2 protein-coding genes are annotated in these 2,953 nt (G+C 62.7%); one reads left to right on the forward strand and one right to left on the reverse strand.

Going from position 1 to position 2,953, the window contains the following annotated elements; all coding sequences use genetic code 11:
• Positions 1–180 precede the first annotated feature (180 nt).
• Positions 181–1,395: a DUF2863 family protein gene (locus FVF58_RS50760; RefSeq protein WP_149676953.1), complete on the reverse strand. Its 1,215-nt coding sequence runs from the start codon at positions 1,393–1,395 to the stop codon at positions 181–183.
• 269 nt (positions 1,396–1,664) lie between these two features.
• On the opposite strand from FVF58_RS50760, the gene FVF58_RS50765 reads away from it, so the two are divergent.
• Entirely contained in the window at positions 1,665–2,780 is a 1,116-nt protein-coding gene (locus FVF58_RS50765; RefSeq protein WP_188131238.1) for an AI-2E family transporter, read from the forward strand.
• Positions 2,781–2,953: the final 173 nt, after the last annotated feature.

Raw genomic sequence — 2,953 nt, forward strand, 5'->3', positions numbered from 1 at the left:
GCGCCTCAAGTCGCTGCCCAATGAAAAACGACCCGGCCGCACATGCGACCGGGTCGTCAAATCTCGCCCTCACCGTTACACCGTTCGATTCTTGAAGAAGAACCTTAACTGAACGGCATTACCGCTTAGCGGGGCTATTTTTCTCTGGACGGCAGCGCGCGATGACGCGCATGTGCATGCTCAATGGAAATGCGGTTGCGCGGGCTCCGCGTCCTCCGGCATTTCCGCGTGGACGATCTCGCCGAGCGGATCGGCATAGAGCGGCACGCCGCAATCATCGCAATATTCCGGCTCGAAGCGGCCCGCGTGGCGGCGCACGTCGGTCACGCCGGTCTCCTTGAGTAGCGCGACGATTTCTTCCAGCGGATCGTCCGACGCGGCGCTTTCCTGCGGTTCCTCGTCAATGCCCGGTTCGCCGTTCTCGCGGCCATACAGAGGCCAGACGACGCCGTAAATCACGTCATTGCTGCCGCGGCGCGTGAAGCCCACACGGTACTCGTCGATGCGGTGTTCGCCGAAGCCGGCGACCACCGCGCGCAACTCCTGCGGCGCTGCGCCAATTGTGTCGAACAGATAACGCACGGCGGTACGCACCGTATGAGGGCGCACGCTTTCGTCGGCGTCCCGGCAGGCCGAGTAGTACGCGTCCGGCAACAAGCACTCGAATTCGCAGCCCGGCAGCACCAGCGATAGATTCGCGCCTCCTTGCGTGGCCCATTGTTCAAGACATTGGCCTCGCTCGATGCGGCTGCCGTGTTCCTCTTCCTGCCAACGGAATACCGGTTCGCCGACCGGCGCCGCGACAACGGCCAGCAGGAAGCGCGGGTCGGCCAGAATCGGCGAGGTTTCCGGCAGTTCGCCGAAATTGAGCTTCGCATTGCCGCCGGCCATCGCCGCCTGAGCGAGCTGCTGGGCGATGCGCCACGTTTCGACGTGATGGCGCGGCAACTGGTCGATGCTGTACAGGAACGGCGCCATCGCAACGCGTGTGTTGGCCGCGAGCACATGCGCTTGCAGGTGTGCGCGCAACGCGTCGGCCGCGTCGGGTTTGAGCGGGCCGGAAGGAATCACGTAGCGGGTCCATGCGAGCACGGGCGCGGCAATCAGCAGCGCTTCGTACGGCACGCCATCGTGGTCGATGACGAACGACTCGCTGTGCGTTTCCGCCATGTCGGCGAGCGCGCCGTAAGCATCGGGATGATTTTGCTGCAAATGATCCAGCGCGGCGTCCAACGTAGTCTGGTTGGCGTTGCGGACGATCTTGGCCAGCAGCGCATCGAGCTTCGCTTCCCAGAAGCGGTCTTCGGTGCGGCTGCCCGACGCAAAGAGCGCGAGCGAGAGACCGACAAGTTTGTCGGCATCGGGGGGGAGACGTTTGGCGATTCGCGAGCGCATAAATCCGGAAATTGGGGGGCACGGAACCTTATATTCTAGTCTTTTCTATGCCGCCACATTATTTGGCCGGCAGCGCCGAAGGGATTGGGCCGTTTCCACACGAAAAATCAGTCTGGCGGGGGAGCCTATATCGATCTGGCCGGATGGTATAAGACGTCCCCAAGACGCCCCCGGAGGCACGACTCGCTTCTATACTGACGGCGTTCAGTGGGCGCCTGACAAGCGTATGTCAATCTGTCGCCGAGGTCTGGCTCTATAGGAGATTCATCGTGAAATCGGACCAGCTGATCGAACGTCTCGCCGCTGTATTCGCGCTGCTTGTCCTGGTGGGCGGGTCGCTGCTGGTGCTGGCGCCTTTTACGACCGCGCTTCTGTGGGGGGCCATCCTCAGTTACAGCTCGTGGGGTCTTTACCGGAGGCTGGCCGCGGCGCTCGGCGGACGGCGCAAATGGGCCGCCACTGTGATCGTGGTCATCATTCTGATTGTCGTGCTCGGGCCGTTCGTTTACGCAGGTTTCGCGTTCGGCGCGCACGTTCACGAGATCGTTGCGCTGGTGCAAAGGCTCTTCGAGGACGGCTTGCCTGATTTGCCGGCCTGGGTCGGCCGGATTCCACTGGTGGGTTCAAACATTCTTGCCTTTTGGGCGCATTTGACGAGCAGCGATTCGGAATTGATCGCGCAGCTGCGCACGCTCGCGGCGCCGGCCGGGAAGTGGATTCTGGCGGCGGCGCTTGCTGTCACGCACGGCCTGGGGCTGTTGGCGTTGAGTATCGTGCTCGCGTTCTTCTTTTATACCGGCGGGGAGGGTGCGGCTGCCTGGCTGAATGCGGGCATGCGACGCATCGCCGGCGAACGTGCCGATTATCTGCTGGCACTTGCGGGCAGCACGGTGAAGGGCGTGGTCTACGGTATTCTCGGCACAGCGCTCGTGCAAGGGGTCCTGGCTGGCTTCGGCTGCTGGATTGCGGGGGTGCCAGCGCCGGCATTGCTGGGGCTGGCGACGTTCTTTCTGTCGGTGGTGCCCGGCGGTCCGGTGGTCGTATGGTTGCCCGCGGCAATCTGGCTATATCACGGCGGTGAGACCGGATGGGCAATCTTTCTGGTCGTGTGGGGCGTGCTGGCTGTCGGCATGTCTGACAATGTCATCAAGCCGATCCTGATAGGCAAGAATAGCGACATGCCGCTGATCCTCGTGATGTTGGGGATTCTGGGCGGCGCATTGGCTTTCGGTTTTCTCGGTGTTTTCATCGGACCGACTTTGCTGGCGGTCGCGTACACCGTGCTGCACGACTGGACGATCGGCGCGCCCGCGGGGCATGCGTTAGCGCCCGATCTGAAGGGGCCGGCGGTCGATGAGCCGCGTCGTATAGAAAAGGCGCCTTGAATAGGCGTCGAAATAACGCTTGCAAGTCCCCTTCGGGCTCGCTAGAATTTCGCTCTTTCGTGCTCCGGACACCGGCGCACGGGGAGGCGGGAAAGCCAGCAGTGGCAAGGCTTCCAGCGCGCCGGGCAGGTTAGGCAGTCTCGAAAAACCTGTTGACGGCGAAGCGGAAGTTC

The organism is Paraburkholderia panacisoli, from assembly GCF_008369935.1.
GTDB classification, from domain to species: domain Bacteria; phylum Pseudomonadota; class Gammaproteobacteria; order Burkholderiales; family Burkholderiaceae; genus Paraburkholderia; species Paraburkholderia panacisoli.

Excerpts from the sequence above, each read along its gene's own strand:
- FVF58_RS50760 (WP_149676953.1), bottom strand. The coding sequence starts at position 1,395 with ATGCGCTCGCGAATCGCCAAACGTCTCCCCCCCGATGCCGACAAACTT.